This is a genomic window from Dactylosporangium sp. NPDC005555 (assembly GCF_040605635.1).
GTDB lineage: Bacteria > Actinomycetota > Actinomycetes > Mycobacteriales > Micromonosporaceae > Dactylosporangium.
Genome location: NZ_JBEXDG010000018.1, coordinates 109351 through 123823, shown reverse-complemented (window position 1 = coordinate 123823; position 14473 = coordinate 109351). Strand labels below are relative to the sequence as shown.

The 14473-nt window shown below is 71.3% G+C and carries 15 protein-coding genes and 1 riboswitch; of the genes, 3 read left to right on the top strand and 12 right to left on the bottom strand.

Annotated elements, in window-relative coordinates:
- Nucleotides 1-88: 88 nt before the first annotated feature.
- Nucleotides 89-571, top strand: coding sequence for a glutathione peroxidase (locus ABZS58_RS21940; protein WP_354784175.1), 483 nt, complete (start codon nucleotides 89-91; stop codon nucleotides 569-571).
- Here ABZS58_RS21940 and ABZS58_RS21935 read toward each other — a convergent pair.
- The 3 genes from ABZS58_RS21935 to ABZS58_RS21925 all read right to left on the bottom strand — a co-directional run bounded on the left by ABZS58_RS21935 (nucleotide 568) and on the right by ABZS58_RS21925 (nucleotide 5479).
- Nucleotides 568-1164: an HAD-IA family hydrolase gene (locus ABZS58_RS21935; protein ID WP_354784173.1), complete on the bottom strand. Its 597-nt coding sequence runs from the start codon at nucleotides 1162-1164 to the stop codon at nucleotides 568-570. The genes ABZS58_RS21940 and ABZS58_RS21935 overlap by 4 nt on opposite strands.
- Nucleotides 1161-4733: a chromosome segregation protein SMC gene (gene smc / locus ABZS58_RS21930; RefSeq protein ID WP_354784171.1), complete on the bottom strand. Its 3573-nt coding sequence runs from the start codon at nucleotides 4731-4733 to the stop codon at nucleotides 1161-1163. The genes ABZS58_RS21935 and smc overlap by 4 nt, the downstream gene beginning before the upstream one ends.
- 551 nt (nucleotides 4734-5284) lie before the next feature.
- Entirely contained in the window at nucleotides 5285-5479 is a 195-nt protein-coding gene (locus ABZS58_RS21925; RefSeq protein WP_033357811.1) for a hypothetical protein, read from the bottom strand.
- A gap of 329 nt (nucleotides 5480-5808) precedes the next feature.
- Here ABZS58_RS21925 and ABZS58_RS21920 point away from each other — a divergent pair, with 329 nt between their 5' ends.
- Complete coding sequence (locus tag ABZS58_RS21920) at nucleotides 5809-6438, top strand: CAP domain-containing protein (protein WP_354784169.1); 630 nt, start codon at nucleotides 5809-5811, stop codon at nucleotides 6436-6438.
- 26 nt (nucleotides 6439-6464) lie between these two features.
- On the top strand, nucleotides 6465-7232 hold the full coding sequence (locus ABZS58_RS21915) for a spherulation-specific family 4 protein (RefSeq protein WP_354784167.1): 768 nt from the start codon (nucleotides 6465-6467) through the stop codon (nucleotides 7230-7232).
- A gap of 291 nt (nucleotides 7233-7523) precedes the next feature.
- On the opposite strand, the gene mutM is transcribed toward ABZS58_RS21915, so the two are convergent.
- The 9 genes from mutM to rsmD all read right to left on the bottom strand — a co-directional run bounded on the left by mutM (nucleotide 7524) and on the right by rsmD (nucleotide 14006).
- Nucleotides 7524-8390 (bottom strand): bifunctional DNA-formamidopyrimidine glycosylase/DNA-(apurinic or apyrimidinic site) lyase, encoded by an 867-nt coding sequence (gene mutM, locus ABZS58_RS21910; RefSeq protein ID WP_354784165.1) that lies wholly within the window; start codon nucleotides 8388-8390, stop codon nucleotides 7524-7526.
- Between the two features lie 51 nt (nucleotides 8391-8441).
- Nucleotides 8442-9731, bottom strand: coding sequence for a mannosyltransferase family protein (locus tag ABZS58_RS21905; protein ID WP_354784163.1), 1290 nt, complete (start codon nucleotides 9729-9731; stop codon nucleotides 8442-8444).
- Nucleotides 9724-10407, bottom strand: coding sequence for a ribonuclease III (rnc, locus tag ABZS58_RS21900; RefSeq protein WP_354784263.1), 684 nt, complete (start codon nucleotides 10405-10407; stop codon nucleotides 9724-9726). The genes ABZS58_RS21905 and rnc overlap by 8 nt, the downstream gene beginning before the upstream one ends.
- A gap of 50 nt (nucleotides 10408-10457) precedes the next feature.
- Nucleotides 10458-11474 (bottom strand): phosphate acyltransferase, encoded by a 1017-nt coding sequence (locus ABZS58_RS21895; protein WP_354784161.1) that lies wholly within the window; start codon nucleotides 11472-11474, stop codon nucleotides 10458-10460.
- Between the two features lie 13 nt (nucleotides 11475-11487).
- Entirely contained in the window at nucleotides 11488-11661 is a 174-nt protein-coding gene (gene rpmF, locus ABZS58_RS21890) for a 50S ribosomal protein L32 (RefSeq protein WP_033357807.1), read from the bottom strand.
- A gap of 5 nt (nucleotides 11662-11666) precedes the next feature.
- Nucleotides 11667-12230: a DUF177 domain-containing protein gene (locus tag ABZS58_RS21885; RefSeq protein ID WP_354784159.1), complete on the bottom strand. Its 564-nt coding sequence runs from the start codon at nucleotides 12228-12230 to the stop codon at nucleotides 11667-11669.
- Between the two features lie 75 nt (nucleotides 12231-12305).
- Complete coding sequence (locus ABZS58_RS21880) at nucleotides 12306-12806, bottom strand: hypothetical protein (RefSeq protein WP_354784157.1); 501 nt, start codon at nucleotides 12804-12806, stop codon at nucleotides 12306-12308.
- 95 nt (nucleotides 12807-12901) lie between these two features.
- Nucleotides 12902-13381, bottom strand: a complete 480-nt coding sequence (gene coaD / locus ABZS58_RS21875) for a pantetheine-phosphate adenylyltransferase (protein ID WP_354784155.1) — start codon at nucleotides 13379-13381, stop codon at nucleotides 12902-12904.
- Nucleotides 13382-13439: 58 nt separating this feature from the next.
- The gene (gene rsmD, locus ABZS58_RS21870; protein ID WP_354784153.1) at nucleotides 13440-14006 is read right to left on the bottom strand and encodes a 16S rRNA (guanine(966)-N(2))-methyltransferase RsmD; all 567 of its coding nucleotides are present in this window, start codon (nucleotides 14004-14006) and stop codon (nucleotides 13440-13442) included.
- A 208-nt stretch (nucleotides 14007-14214) separates the two neighbouring features.
- Nucleotides 14215-14304: riboswitch (cyclic di-GMP riboswitch) on the top strand.
- Nucleotides 14305-14473: the final 169 nt, after the last annotated feature.

Below are 14473 nucleotides of genomic sequence, written 5' to 3'. Positions count from 1 at the left end.
GCGGTGAGTGAGGGTGGGCTCACCGGAATCGGTCTTTGTTAATGTACCGAACGAACCTCTGAAGTCAAGGTCGGCATACGATCAGGGCATGAGCTTCTACGACGTGAAGATCGCCGGCCTGCAGGGCGACCCTCTGGACCTCGGCCAGTTCCGCGGGCACCCCGTGCTGGTCGTCAACGTGGCCTCGAAGTGCGGGCTGACCCCGCAGTACACGGAGCTGGAGGCGCTGCAGAAGGAGTACGGCGACCGCGGCTTCTCCGTGCTCGGGGTGCCGTGCAACCAGTTCGGCGGGCAGGAGCCCGGCACGACCGAGGAGATCGCCGAGTTCTGCAGCACGACCTACGGCGTGACCTTCCCGATGACGGAGAAGGTCGAGGTCAACGGCGACGGCCGGCACCCGCTCTACCAGCAGCTCGTCGACGTCCCGGACGCCGAGGGCCACACCGGCGACATCCGGTGGAACTTCGAGAAGTTCCTGATCGCCCCCGACGGCACGGTCGCGGCCCGGTTCTCGCCCCGCGCGACGCCGCAGTCCGACGAGGTCGTCAAGGCGATCGAGGCCGCGCTCTAGATTCCCAGCGCTTTCCGCGCGTAGGTGAGATCGTCGCCGGGCGTGTAGCGGTAGGCCGAGAGGCCTGCCGCTCGCGCCGCGCGGATGTTGCGGTCGGCGTCGTCGATGAACAGGCACTGCTTCGGGTGCGCGCCGACGAGGGCGCAGGCGGCGCGGAAGTAGCCGGGCGCCGGCTTGTGCACGCTGATCTCCGAGGAGTTGGCGATCGCGTCGAACTGCTTGGCGATGCCGTGCCTGTCCAGGACCTCACCGAGGTCGTCCATGGCATTGGTGGCCAGGCCGACCTTCATCCCGGCCTTCCGGACGTCTTTGACGAACCGCAGCACCTCGGGCACGATCTCGCCCTTGTCCTGGTCCCATTCCTGGACGACGGCCAGGTCGACGCGCAGCGCCTCGGCGATGGACTCCAGCCACTCCTCGCGCCCGATCTCCCCGGTGATCGCCGGCAGCTGCCGGTCCCATTCGAGCCCGGCGGCGAGGATCGCGCCCGGCGCCAGGCCGTGCCGGGTCTCGATCGCGGCGGCGATCGCCGGGTCGTGGCGGCGCAGTACACCGTCGAAATCGATCAACAGGGCGGTGGGGCGAATCGTCATGCCGCTTCTTCCGTGCGCAGGCGCTGGGAGATGACCTCGGTGACACCCTGGCGCATGGTGACGCCGTAGAGGGCGTCGGCGACCTCCATCGTGCGCTTCTGGTGCGTGATGATGATCAGCTGGCTCTTCTCGCGCAGCTGCTCGAAGAGGGTGATCAGGCGGCCGAGGTTGACGTCGTCGAGCGCCGCCTCGACCTCGTCCATGATGTAGAAGGGCGAAGGGCGGGCCCGGAAGATCGCGCACAGCAGCGCGACCGCGGTCAGCGACCGCTCGCCGCCGGACAGCAGCGACAGCCGCTTGATCTTCTTGCCCGGCGGGCGCGCCTCGACCTCGATGCCGGTGGTGAGCATGTCGTCGGGATCGGTGAGCACCAGGCGGCCCTCGCCGCCGGGGAACAGCACCGCGAAGACCTGCTCGAACTCCCGGGCCGTGTCGTGGTAGGCGCTGGTGAAGACCTCGAGGATCCGGTCGTCGACGTCCTTGACCACGGTGAGCAGGTCGCGGCGGGTCGCCTTGAGGTCCTCGAGCTGGTCGGAGAGGAACTTGAAGCGTTCCTCCATCGCCGCGAACTCCTCCAGGGCGAGCGGGTTGACCTTGCCGAGGAGGTTGAGCTCGCGCTCGGCCTTCGCGGCGCGCTTCTCCTGCGTGGCCCGGTCGAACGGCACCGGGTCGGGCGCCGGGCGGCCGTCGGCCTCGGCGGCGGCCACCTCGGGCGCGGTCGGCGGGACGTCCAGATGCGGGCCGTACTCGGCGACGAGGGTGTCGGCGTCGAGGCCGAACTCCTCGGCGGAACGCGCCTCGAGCTGCTCGATCCGCATCCGCTGCTCGGCCCGCGCGACCTCGTCGCGGTGCACGGCGTTGGTCAGCCGGTCCAGCTCGCCGGTGAACTGCTTCGCGCGGCCCCGGACCTCGATCAGCGTCGACTCCCGCTCGGCGCGGGTCTCGGCGAGCGCGTCGCGGGTCTCCTGCGCCTCGGCGATCGACTCGGCGAGGTTGTCCAGCGCGAGCTGCGCGGCGGCCGCGACGGTCTCGGCGACCTTCGCGCCGCGGGCCCGGGTGGCCTTGCGCGCGGCGGCCCGCTCGCGGGCGGCCCGCTCCTGAGCGGCCTGACGCAGCAGGGCGTCGGCCCGGCCGGCGAGGGCGCCGACCCGCTCCTCGGCGGTGCGGACCGCGAGCCGGACCTCCATCTCCTGCTGGCGGGCGACGGGCACCTCGGCGGAGAGGTCGTCGCGCTCCATCGTCGAGGGGTCCTCGTCGATCGGGGTCTCCTCGGCGAGGGCGAGCCGCTCCTCCAGCTCGGCGAGGCTGGTCACGCCGGACTCGCGGGCGGCCTCCGCCTTGGCCCGGGCCGCGGCGTGCCGCTCGACCTCGGCCTTCGCGGACTTCGCGGCGGCACCGAACTCGGCGAGGCGGCGGGCGGCGGCGTTGCGGGCGCTGTCGGCCTCCTTCTTCGCCGCGGCGGCCTCCTGCACCTGCTCCTTGGCGCCGGTCGCCGCGTGCCGGGCGAGCGCGAGCAGCTCGCGGGCCTCGGCGACGCGGTGCTCGGCGTCGACCTTCTGCTGGCGGGCCTCCTCGACGGCGGCCTGGACCTCGATGTAGCTGTGCTGCTTACCGGACCCGCCGGCGGCGGCGTAGGCGCCGAGGACGTCGCCCTCGGGCGTGACGGCGCGCAGGTTCGGCGCGTACGACACGATCCGCTTCGCCACCGTGAGGTCGGGCGCGAAGACGACGTCGCCGATCGCCCGTTCCAGGGCGGGGCGCAGCTCGTCGGGGGCGCGGACCAGGTCGAGCGCCCAGGCGGCGCCGGGCGGCAGCGGGACCCGCTCGACCGGCGGCGCCGTGTGCGTCGGCGCGGACGCGATCAGCAACGCGGCCCGGCCGGCGTCGTCCTGCTTGAGCATCTCCACCGACGCGGTGGCACCGTCGATGTTGGCGACCGCGACGGCGTCGGCGAGCGCGCCGAGCGCGGCGGCGAGCGCCGCCTCGTGCCCCGCCTGCACCGACAGCAGCGCGGCGACGCTGCCGAGCATGCCCGGGATCCGGTCGGCGCGGGCGAGCAGCGTCCCGGCGCCGTCCTTGCGGCGCAGGCCGGTCGCCAGGGCCTCCTCGCGGGCCTTCCACTGCGCGGCGTCCTTCTCGGCCGCCCGCTCGGCGTCGCTGTGCTGCTTGACCTCGTTGTTGATCGCGTCGAGCTCGCGGGTCGCCTCCTGGTGCCGCATCTCCAGGTCGGCGTTGGCGTGGTCGGCGACCGTCGCGCCGGCGCTCGCCTCCTCGTACAGCCCTTCGGCGTGCTCGGCGCGCACCTCCGCCTCGGCGAGCTGCACGGACAGCCGCTCGATCTCGTCGGCGGCGGCGGTCGCACGGCTGCGGGCGGACTCGACCTGACCGGTGAGCTTCGCCAGGCCCTCCCTGCGGTCGGCGATGGCCTTGTGCGCGGCGACGATCGCCTTCTCCGCGAACGCGAGCCGCCGCTCCAGGTCCTGGCGCCGGTCGACGGCGTCGGCGAGCCGCTCCTGGCTGGCTTCGAGGGCGGCGCGGAGCTCGTCCTCCTGCTCCTTGACCTTCTCCGCCTCGGCGGTCAGCTGGTCGGGGTCGCGGCCGGGGCGCTCGTCGACCGGGGCGGCCGACAGGTTACGGTGCCGCTCCGCGGCGAGCTGGTGCAGCGAGCGGTAGCGCTCCTGCAGCGTGGACAGCTGGAACCAGGTGTCCTGCGCCTCGGCCAGCACCGGGGCGTCAGCCGCGTGCTCGGCCTCCAGCATGGCGAGGCGCTCGTTGATCGACTCGACCTCGGCCTCGACCTCCTCGCGGCGGCCCCGCAGCGCGGTCTCGTCGGCGATCTCCTTGTCGAGGGTGGTGCGCAGCGTGGCGAGGTCGTCGGCGAGCAGGCGCAGCCGCGCGTCGCGCAGGTCGGCCTGGATGCCCGCGGCGCGCCGGGCGACCTCGGCCTGCCGGCCGAGCGGCTTGAGCTGGCGGCGCAGCTCGGTGGTGAGGTCACCGAGGCGGTTGAGGTTGACAGCCATCGCGTCGAGCTTGCGGATCGCCTTCTCTTTGCGCTTGCGGTGCTTCAGAACACCGGCGGCCTCCTCGATGAACGAGCGGCGGTCCTCCGGCCGGGCGTGCAGCACCCCGTCGAGCCGGCCCTGGCCGACGATCACGTGCATCTCCCGGCCGATGCCGGAGTCGCTCAGCAGCTCCTGGATGTCGAGCAGCCGGCACTGGTTGCCGTTGATCTCGTATTCACTCTCGCCGGAGCGGAACATCCGGCGGGTGATCGAGACCTCGGTGTAGTCGATCGGCAGCGCAGCGTCGGTGTTGTCGATGGTCAGGGTCACCTCGGCGCGGCCCAGCGGCGCGCGGCCGGAGGTCCCGGCGAAGATGACGTCCTCCATCTTGCCGCCGCGCAGCGCCTTCGCGCCCTGCTCGCCCAGCACCCAGGAGATCGCGTCGACCACGTTGGACTTGCCCGACCCGTTGGGCCCGACGACGCAGGTGATGCCCGGCTCGAGACGCAGCGTGGTCGCGGACGCGAAGGACTTGAAGCCCTTGACCGTCAGGCTCTTGAGATGCACGGATCTCCACGGGTCGAGGTGGGTGCTGTTCCAGGCAGACTACCGCCCGGCAGGATACCGAATCAGGCAGCGCCGCACACCATAATGCGCGTTTCCAGGCCGGCGGAAATACGCTCGAGCGCCATTCGCAACCATTGTCGACGCTGCGTCGTTACACGACTGCACGCCGCTCATTCGTTCGTTGACATGGACATGACTGTATTCGTACGCCGTGATCACGTCTGGTCGCCGTCGCTGCGTTTGGCTTCGCTTCGGTCGCCATGGTTGCGCTCGCGTGCCATGGCCGCGTTTGCTTTCCATGACCGTGTCTTGGTCGCCCTCGCCGCATTCGACCTTGCGTGGCATTCGGTTGCCATCGGGTTCTGCTGCCCTCGTGGCGTCCGGTTGCCGGCGCGGCATTCGGTTGGGTCTGCGGCGCAGGGCCTGCTTGACATGACTGCGCGCCGATACCCAGAGGATGATCGGCGCGCGGGTTTACTGTTCAGTTCTGCGTAGGTGCCAGTGCAGAGCGCCGGATCCACCGGCGTTCTTCGTGCATGCGACGGCCTGGGTCAGGCCATCGCCGGCTCGACGAGCCGGACCAGGTGATCCGTCTCAGCGGCCGCCGCAGCGAGCCGGTCATTCTCGGCGCGCAGCCGGACGACCTCGAACTCGAGCGCCCGGACCTTGGCACGCAGTTGGGTGACCTCGTCTACGAGGCGCCGATCGGGCGCGCCGCCTACGTGGCCGAAGAGGGCCTTAGCCATATCGTCTCCTTGATAAGCGCAGCCGGTCGGATTCCGGCAAACGCGCGCCCAGCACCCGCGACCGAAGCACTAGGGCATGATTGGGCGCGACTGGCGACCCCTCTATGTTCGCCCCCCGGCGGCGACTTAGTCAAGCCAACCGGCACGCCAAACGTCCTGGCCAGGGTGTTCTCACTCACCCGGGTGCGTGATCACACCCCTGTAGCCGATCGTGGCAGTGTGCCACCGGTTGCCCGCAAGCGCCACTGCAAAGTAGCGTCGTGTCGGAGAAATTCTGATCTATGACACCCGTGAGGAGACCCGCGATGACGGCGCCCCAGCCTGGCTTGATGGCCCGGCTCGGACCCACCGGCATCGCCGCGATCGTCACGGCCGTCCTGATCGTCTTCGGTCTCGGCGCGATGATCGTGCCCGCGCTGACCGACGGCGGCGGCGAGCCCTCGGCCGCCGCGGCGGCCGCCGGTCCCGCACCGGCATCGGTCGCACCCGCCGCCGAGACCTCCGAGGCCGCCACCAGCGCTCCCCCGCCGAGCACCGCCCCCACCACCGGCAAGGCCACCCCCACGGTCAACGTCGGCTACAACAGCGGCTACGAGGACCGGGTGGTGCAGCTGGTCAACAGCGAGCGCCGTAAGGCCAAATGCGAGGCCGTCCGGATGCACCCGCAGCTGCGGACCGCGGCCCGGGCGCACAGCGCCGACATGGCCGTCCACGACTTCAGCCGGTCGCAGGGCAGCGACGGCAGCTCCCCCGAGGACCGGGTCGCCAAGGCCGGCTACAGCGGCTTCGCCGAGGAGCTGGTCGCCAAGGGCGGCGACGCCGGCGACGTCGTCAAGAGCTGGCTGCGCGACGGCAACGACCGCAAGACCCTGCTGGACTGCGCCACCAAGTCGATCGGCGTCGGTGCCGCCATGCGCGGCAGGACGCCTTACTGGACAGTGGACACCGGCCGTGCTTGAGGGGGCCCAGCATCGTTAATCCGGTCGTGGACCGGGTTCCGACGCTCCTGCCACTGCGGGCGCATCCCCTCGCCCGGCCGCACGCATGGGAGATCGTCGCGGGACACGGTGCCGCGTTCACCGTCGTCATCGACATCGCGGGCGGGCCCGGCAGCGGGCGCGACCCGGCGTACACGGCCGCCCTGAGCAAGCTCGCCACGGCCGGCGTCCGGCTCCTCGGCTACGTCGACGTCGACCTGTCCACCAGGCCGATCGAGCGGATCCGCGCCGACGTGTACCGCTGGGCCGGCTACCCGGTGCGCGGCGTCTTCCTCGACAAGGTGCCGGTCAGCCCGCACTCGATCGGCCCGGTCGCCATCGCGGCCCGGCTCGCGCAGCGCGCCGACCTGCCCGACGTGGTGCTCAACCCGGGCGCCCCGCCGGACCAGACGTACCGCGACCTGGGCCTGCCCATCTGCGTCTTCGACGGCAGCTGGCGCGACTACCGCCGCTGGAACGGCACGGGCGCCCTGCCCGGCGACGGCCACCTCGTGCACGCGGTGCCGCCGTGGGAGCTCGACGAGGCGGCCCGGCTCCAGGTCTCACGGGGCGCGGGCTTCGGCATGGTCACCGACCTGGGCGCTCCCGATCCGTACTCGGACCTGCCCGCCTGGTGCGGTCAGGTGCCGGGCCTGGCCGAGCTCAACCCGCCGACCCCACTGCCGCGCCGCCCCCGCCCGCACCGCCTGATCAACGCCGGCTCCGCCCCACCGAGCTCCGCCGCCGCGGCCGGCCGGCCCGGCCGCACAGGTTGACCGACCCCGCCCCGTGCCCGGCGTAGACTACGGACAGCAACGACGACCCCGCCGCGCACCGCAACCCCATGCAGGGCGGACTACGCAGAGCAATGAGGCCGGAGATCAATTTGCTGGCTGCCTGTAAGGTGCCCTTAGGTGGTCGGCGCGGCACGGACCTCCCACAGCTGTCGCCCTTCACGTCCCCCACAGCTGTCGCCCTTCACGGCCTCTCGGCTGTCCCCCGCAACTCCTCTCGGCTGTCCCCCGCAACTGCAGAGCGCGTCGTCCGGCGCGCTGCGGGGGAATGGCTCAGCGCGGTGACCGGGCTGCCGGGATTCGCGGGCGGGGCTGGCAGCGGGGGCAGGAGAAGGACGACCGGTTCATGAACGACTCGCGCCGGATCAGGGTGCCGCAGCGGTTGCACGGCTCGCCCTCGCGGCCGTAGGCGTTGAGCGATCGGTCGAAGTAGCCGCTCTCGCCGTTGACGTTGACGTAGAGGGCGTCGAAGCTGGTGCCGCCCTGGCCGATCGCCTCGTTGAGCACGTCGCGGACGTGGGCGAGGAGGCGGCGGACCGCCGGGCGGGTCAGCTGGTCGGTCGGGCGGGCGCCGTGCAGCCCGGCGCGCCACAGGGCCTCGTCGGCGTAGATGTTGCCGACGCCGGAGATCAGCGTCTGGTCGAGCAGGGCCCGCTTGACCTCGGTGCGGCGGCGGCGCAGGTTGTCGACGAACGCTTCGTCGGAGAACGAGGGGTCGACCGGGTCGAGCGCGATGTGGGTCAGCTCCAGGGGCAGGATCGCGCCGCCCGCGGAGACCGCCAGGCCGCCGAACGTGCGCTGGTCGACGAACCGCAGCTCAGGGCCGTCGTCGTCGAAGCTGAACCTGACCCGCAGGTGGATCTCGGCGGGTGCCTCGACGGGCTGCATGAGCAGCTGGCCGGACATGCCGAGGTGGCCGACCAGGGCGTCCTCGTCGTCGAGCGGGAGCCACAGGTATTTGCCGCGGCGCTGGACCGCGCCGACGCGGCGGCCGGCGAGGACGTCGGCGAAATGTACGGCGCCGGGCAGGTGGCGGCGAATCGCCCGCGGGTGCAGCACCTCGACGGTGGCGATGCGCCGGCCGGAGACCCACTTGTCGAGGCCGCGGCGAACGGTCTCGACCTCGGGCAGCTCAGGCATCAGTCTCCAAACAGGGTCAGATCGCGTAATGCCACACGGCGACGAAACAGGTCAGATCGCGTAGTGCCAGACGGTGATCAGGTAGGCCCCGTACCACAACCCGAACGCCGCGCAGCCCGACAACACTAGCGCCGCCGTGCGGGGCCTCGCCCGGCCGAGCGCGACCGCCGGCGGGATCAGGATCACCAGGACCGGGACCAGGAGCCGCGGCTTGGAGTGGTAGTAGCCGCCCTGGCCCAGGACCAGGACGAGCGCGATCAGGCCGTACACCAGCAGCGGCGGCCAGACGCGTTGCGCCACGGCCGTCACGGCCAGCACGACGACGCCGATGACCATCCAGGCGATGCTCACCTGGATCCAGCCTTCGCCGGTCCGCAACGCGTCGCGCACGAAGGCGAACGTGGACGTGCCGTAGTCGAACGTGGTGCCCCAGCCGGCGGTCTGGATGTCGAACCACGCGCCGAGGTCGCCGACCCGGAGGCCGACCCACAGCAGGTACCCGGGCACACCGGCGAGCGCGACGGCCGCCGCCAGGATCGGCTGCCAGACCGGGGTCCGCGCCTCGACGCCGCCCGAATCCGCACGAGCAGCCTCGACGCCGCCCGAATCCGCACGAGCAGCCTCGACGCCGCCCGAATCCGCACGAGCAGCCTCGACGCCGCCCGAATCCGCACGAGCAGCCCCGACGCCGTCCGAGTCCGCACGGGCAGGAGCGCGACGGCTCCGGTACACGGCGATCGCGGCGGCGACGGCGAGCCCGATCGCGGCCGCGGCGCCGGTGGGCCGGGACAGTGCCGCGCCCAGGCCGAACACGCCCGCGACGAGCCAGTCGCCGCGGTGCGCGAAGAGGAACATGCCGGCGACCATCGCGACGAACAGCGCTTCCGAGTACGCCATGGACAGCGCCATCGACATCGGCTGCGTGCAGAACAGGGCGGTCAGCGCCAGCCCGACGCGCTCGTCGTAGAGCCGGGTGCCGAGCGCGCAGATGAGGACCGCGGCGAAGGCGCCGGCGATCCACGCGACGGTGATCGCGGCGGTGCCGACCTCGAGACCGGTCGCCAGGTGTACGACGCGGACCAGCATCGGGTAGCCGGGGAAGAAGGCCAGGCCGTTGCCGGTGAGCGCGCCCTCGGTGGTGTAGCTGTAGCCGGTCGGGTAGCCCTCTTCGGCGAGCCGGACGAAGTGCCCGCCGTCCCAGGCGAGCAGCCGGCCGCGGACCTCCCCGTTGTCGGCCATCCACCACACGAGCGCCAGCTGGAACAGGCGGCTCAGGGCGTACACGGCGAGGGGCAGGGCCCACAGGATCCGTGTGTCCCGCCGCCGCACCACCTCAGTCACCGCGGTCATCGTCACCCCTCAGCGGCTCCGCCGACTCCGGCGGTCGCGCGGACAGCTCCCGCCAGGCTGCCTCGGCGGCCCGCTGCTCGGCTTCCTTCTTGCTGCCGCCCTGCGCTCCGCCGTAGCGGCGCTTGGCGACGATCACCCAGGCGGTGAACCGCTTGGCGTGATCGGGGCCCTCCTCGTCGATGCGGTACTCGGGGACGCCGAGGCCGCGACCGGCGGTGAGCTCCTGGAGGCTGGTCTTCCAGTCGAGCCCGGCGCCGCGCAGGGCGGCCTCCGCCATCAGCTCGTCGAACAGCTTGTGGATCACCGTGGCAGTGGTGTCCAGGCCGTACTGGAGGTAGATCGCGCCGATGAGCGCCTCGAGGGTGTCGGCGAGGATGCTGGCCTTGTTGCGGCCGCCGGTCGCTTCCTCGCCCTTGCCGAGCAGCAGGTAGGGACCGATGCCGTCGGGGCCGAGCCGCCGGGCGACGTCGGCGAGGGCGCGCATGTTGACCACGCTCGCGCGGAGTTTGGCCAGCTGTCCCTCGGCGAGGTCGGGATGGTTGTTGAACAGCGCGGTGGTGATCACCACGCCGAGCACGGCGTCGCCGAGGAACTCGAGCCGCTCGTTGGTGGGCAGGCCACCGTTCTCGTAGGCGAAGGACCGGTGGGTCAGCGCCCGCCGGAGCATGTCGGGCTCGAAGTGCACCTCGAAGGCGGCTTCGAGCGGGGTCGGGTTCGTCACGAGCGCTCTCCCAATGCGTCACGGATGGTGAGGCCGCCGGCCGAGGAGAGTTCGGTCAGCAGATCGTCGGCGAGCCCGGCGACAGCGGGGATGACCCGCTGGCGGTGCAGGCGGGCGGCGAGGGCGATGCCGGAGGCTATGTCGGGGCCGTCGGCGGAGCCGTGGCAGACCACGACGGTGCCGGTGATGCCGAGCAGGGCCGCTCCCTGTTCGGCTTTCCGTTGACCGGCGGTGGCACCCTCAAGGCCTTTGAGCAGGATGTTGCCGGTGAAGCCGTCGGTGACGACCACGTCGGCCGGGCCGCCGAGCGGCACGTCGTGGCCTTCGACCAGACCGATGTAGCGGCCCCCTGCGGGCAGGGCCGTGTCGTGCAGAGCGACCGCGACGGCCCGGCGGAGCCGGTCTCCTTTGCCGGGCTCGCTGCCGACGGACAGCAGGCCCACGCGGGGGTCGGTGACGCCCAGGGCCGCGGCGGCGTACGCGGCGCCGAGGACCGCGTGCTGCACCAGCTCCAGCATCGTGCCGTCGACCGTCACGCCGACGTCCAGGAGCAGCACCGGGCCGTGCGGGGTGGGCACGTGCGCGGCGAGGCCGGGGCGGCGTACGCCGGGAAGGCGACCGAGGACGTGGGCGGACGCGGCGACGACGGCGCCGCTGGAGCCGGCGGAGACCATCGCGTCGGCGCGGCCGGCGTAGACCGACTCGGCCGCGGCGCGCACGGTGGTCTCCCGCCGGACGTGGCGCAGCGGGGAGTCGGCCATGCCGACCGTGCGGTCGACCACGCTCACGGTGACGCGCCCGCGGTCGTGGACCGCGAGCGCGCCGATGACCTCGTCGGCCGACTCGCGCGGCCCTACGAGGAGGAGATGCAGGTCTGGGTCGGCGCTGCACGCGCGCAGAGCGCCGTCAACCACGACGGCGGGAGCGCTGTCCCCGCCGAGGAGGTCGACGGCGATCCGCGCGGTGCCGGACGGGGGCTGCCCGCCGTGCGGCGACCTGTCGGATCGCGTCACCCGGATCCGGAAATCAGACCTCGATGACCTGACGGCCGTTGTACGTGCCGCAGACCGAGCAGGCAGCGTGGGGCAGCTTCGGAGAGCGGCACTGCGGGCACGGCTGCGTCTGCACCGCGACGGCTTTCCACTGGCTCCGGCGCGACCGGGTGTTGCTGCGCGACATCTTCCGCTTCGGAACGGCCACGGGTCTTACTCCTCTGAGTTCTTGATCTGGGTCAGGGCGGCCCAGCGCGGGTCGAGCAGCTCGTGGTTGTGACCGGCGGGCAGCTCATCCAGCGGCACCCCGCAGTCGGGGCACAGCCCTGGGCAGTCTTCACGGCACACGGGATTGGCGGCCAGGGAGAGCACCACCGCGTCCCGCAATGCCGGCTCCAGGTCGATCAGGTCGCCCTGCAGCCGTCCGACCTCGTCCTCGTCGGTCGTCTCGTCCGTGGTGCTGTGCTCATAGGCATAGAACTCTTGGACCGGGACTTCCAACGTGGCACTGATCGGGCGCAGGCAGCGTCCGCACTCGCCCACCAGCGGGCCGGTGACGGTGCCGGAGACGAGAACGCCTTCTGACACCGACTCCATCCGCAGCTGGAGGTCGAGCTCGGCGCCGACAGGCACGCCGATCAGCTCCAGGCCGAGGTCCTTGGGTGCCGGCACCTGTCGCGAGATCGCATGCAGGGCACCCGGTCGCCTCGGCAGGTCTCTCGTTTCGAGGACCAGGGGCTTGCGGGGATCCAGGTGCGGGTGCGGTTGATGTGGCATCTTCAGACTCCGGCCAGGCAGGGCCGACGGACAAGGCTACCCGAGCGGCAGATCTCCCGTCGAATCGCCCCTACCTTAGAACGGCAGCGGCCGGTCGTCATCGCCGGACGGTGTGAATGAGCCTATCTCGCGCAGCGCGTGCATCTTGTCGCGGCCACGCTCGATCGAGGCGAGGGAGCGGGTGAGGAACTGCTCGAAGTTGGCGAGGGCCGTGTCGACGTAGTCGTCGACCTCGTCGCGGAGGCGCTGGGTCTCGGCCCGCGCCTCGTTGATCATGCGGGAGGCCTCGTGCTCGGCGGAGACGACGATCTCGTTGATCGAGACGAGCCGGTTGTGCTCCGACTCCGCCTCCGTGATGATCCGCTCGGCCTCGCGGCGCCCCGCGTCGACGATCTTGTCCCGCTCGTCGAGCAGCGCGGAGGCTCGCCGAAGCTCACCCGGCAGGTCGGCGCGCAACTGGTCGAGCAGGTTGATCATCTCGGCGCGGTCGGCCACGAAGTTGCTCCGCGACATCGGTGCCGACCGTGCACCCTCGACCAGCGCGATGATCTGGTCGATGCTCTCGAGCGGATCCACTTGCGGTCACTCCCTGTCCCCACGGCAAACAACGTCCACCATCATGCGGCCCAAACCATGATGCCGCTCCATCGCCACACGGAAAGCCCTGAGTTTCAGGGATTCACGAGCCGTTCTCGCAGCAGGTTTGCCACAAGGTCGGGCACATGCGGCGAAACGTCGCCGCCCCATTTCGCGACCTCTTTGATGAGGCTCGACGAGACGAAGGAGTACTTCGGGTTGGTCGGCATGAACAGCGTCTCGATCCCGCCGAGCCCGTAGTTCATCTGCGCCATCTGCAGCTCGTAGTCGAAGTCGCCGGCGACCCGCACGCCCTTGACGATCGCGCCGACGTCGTTGGAGTGGCAGAAGTCGACGAGCAGGCCCTGGAACGCGTCGACCCGCACGTTGGCGTACGGCGCCGTCACCTCCGCGAGCATCTCCTTGCGCTCCTCGACCGTGAACAGCCCGGCCTTGCTCGTGTTGATCAGCACCGCGACGACGACCTCATCGAACATTTTCGACGCGCGCCCGATGATGTCCAGGTGTCCGTTGGTCACCGGATCGAACGAACCCGGACACACCGCGCGCCTCATTGCACCAGCCCAAGCCTCATGAGCGGGGACCGTACCAAAGCCGCTCCTGCCAACCGCGTCACACGCCCGCGTCGCGTTCGGCGTACCACAGCGTCGTCTCGCCGTAGCGCCGCTCCGCGAGCTGGCGGAGGCCGTCGGGCCAGCGCATCGGGGCGCCGCGGCTGCCGCGCTCGACCACGACGACGGCACCGTCGGCGAGCCAGCGGGCGACGAGCGCGGCGAGGACCGCGGCGACCCGCTCGTCGGTCACCGCGTAGGGCGGGTCGGCGAACACCACGTCGAACTTCTCGTCCGGCTCCTGCTGGAGCAGGCGTTCGACCTTGTCCGCGACCAGCTTGACGGTGGCGCCGACGTTCAGGGTGGCGATGTTGGCGCGGACGATCCTGGCGGCCTTCGCGTCGGCCTCGGCGAGCAGGACGTGGGCGGCGCCGCGCGAGCAGGCCTCGAAGCCGACGGCGCCGGAGCCGGCGTACAGGTCGGCGAACCTGGCGCCGTCGAGGTCGACCAGGGCCTCCAGGCTGCTGAACAGGGCCTCGCGGACCCGGTCCGAGGTCGGTCTGGTGCCCTGTCCCGCCGGTACTGTCAGTCGCCGGCCGCCGAGGGAGCCGGCCACGATGCGTGTCACGCCGTCAAGCCTAGGCTCGACCGTGGAGTGACCCACACCACTCTCCAATCAGACATTTCCGATTTTTCATGGTGTACTGCGATTCAATTGGGCATGACTGCTCTGCGTGCGTGACTACGGAAAGTAGTGGGCGTTTGAGCAGGTCTTTTCAACGCTGCGTAGCTGGTCTTACGCTTCATGGCGTCGCGACAAATCGTTACGACTACCCATGAATTGGGGAGACGTTGATCCGGGCCGAGAACAATCGGTCACCGCTTTGCGGCCCGGGGAGTCAGTGGTGAGACCGCCCCCAGACTGCGACCTCGGGGGCACGTCTTGCGCAAGACCCTGCTCGTTCTCGGTAGCACCCTGCTCTTCGGGGGCGCCTTCGCCGGCACGGCCTTCGCCTCGTCGGCCATCTCCTCGGCGTCCTGCGTGCCGGCCGCTTCGGCGACGTACCGGCACACGTTCGACGGCCCGGCCGGCAC

What these genes read in the sequence shown, in the direction of transcription:
- ABZS58_RS21940 (WP_354784175.1), top strand. Translation starts at nt 89, where the DNA reads ATGAGCTTCTACGACGTGAAGATCGCCGGCCTGCAGGGCGACCCTCTG.
- ABZS58_RS21935 (WP_354784173.1), bottom strand. Translation starts at nt 1,164, where the DNA reads ATGACGATTCGCCCCACCGCCCTGTTGATCGATTTCGACGGTGTACTG.
- ABZS58_RS21925 (WP_033357811.1), bottom strand. Translation starts at nt 5,479, where the DNA reads ATGGCTAAGGCCCTCTTCGGCCACGTAGGCGGCGCGCCCGATCGGCGC.
- ABZS58_RS21920 (WP_354784169.1), top strand. Translation starts at nt 5,809, where the DNA reads ATGGCCCGGCTCGGACCCACCGGCATCGCCGCGATCGTCACGGCCGTC.
- mutM (WP_354784165.1), bottom strand. Translation starts at nt 8,390, where the DNA reads ATGCCTGAGCTGCCCGAGGTCGAGACCGTTCGCCGCGGCCTCGACAAG.
- rnc (WP_354784263.1), bottom strand. Translation starts at nt 10,407, where the DNA reads ATGCTCCGGCGGGCGCTGACCCACCGGTCCTTCGCCTACGAGAACGGT.
- ABZS58_RS21885 (WP_354784159.1), bottom strand. Translation starts at nt 12,230, where the DNA reads ATGCCACATCAACCGCACCCGCACCTGGATCCCCGCAAGCCCCTGGTC.
- coaD (WP_354784155.1), bottom strand. Translation starts at nt 13,381, where the DNA reads ATGAGGCGCGCGGTGTGTCCGGGTTCGTTCGATCCGGTGACCAACGGA.